Origin of the sequence: Ancylomarina longa (assembly GCF_003996985.1) — a bacterium.
Classification (GTDB): Bacteria; Bacteroidota; Bacteroidia; order Bacteroidales; family Marinifilaceae; genus Ancylomarina_A; species Ancylomarina_A longa.
Genome location: NZ_RJJX01000164.1, coordinates 1 through 570 on the forward strand (window position 1 = coordinate 1; position 570 = coordinate 570).

The 570-nt window shown below is 45.4% G+C and carries 1 protein-coding gene; it reads left to right on the plus strand.

Annotation, left to right across the window (positions count from 1 at the left end; genetic code table 11):
* On the plus strand, positions 1–570 hold a 570-nt coding region (locus tag DLK05_RS19150), incomplete at both ends, for an integrase zinc binding domain-containing protein (protein WP_209319953.1).

The following is a 570-nucleotide window of genomic DNA, read 5'->3' on the forward strand; positions in this document are numbered from 1 at the left end:
CACGGACCATAAACCGCTCACTTTCTCGTTAAGCTCTCCTTCTGACAAGTACTCTCCCCGTGAGTCTCGACAACTGGACTACATTTCGCAGTTTACTTCAGACATTCAACACATCTCTGGAGCAAACAATGTAGTTGCAGACGCCTTATCTCGCATAACTTCCTTGAACAGTTTCCAAGGAATCGACCTTCTTAAACTCGCCGAGCTTCAAAAAGAAGACAGTGATCTTCAGCACGAGTTATCGTCCACAACACTTAAACTACGCATCAAACAGATGGGAACAGGTAAGGAAACCTTACTTTGTGACACATCTACAGGTAGGGATCGCCCAATCGTGCCGAAACATTATCGACGCAATGTCTTCAACACATTGCACAAACTTTCGCATCCAGGTGTTCGTGCAACCATCAAGCTTATAGCAGAACGGTTTTGCTGGCCTGGCATGAATAAAGACGTGAGGGAGTGGGCACGCTCCCGTGTAAGCTGTCAAAAGTCTAAGGTTGTCAGAAACAATAAATGTCCCTTAGACTCATTTAAAACTCCCGATGCTCGTTTCGACCATGTTCATCT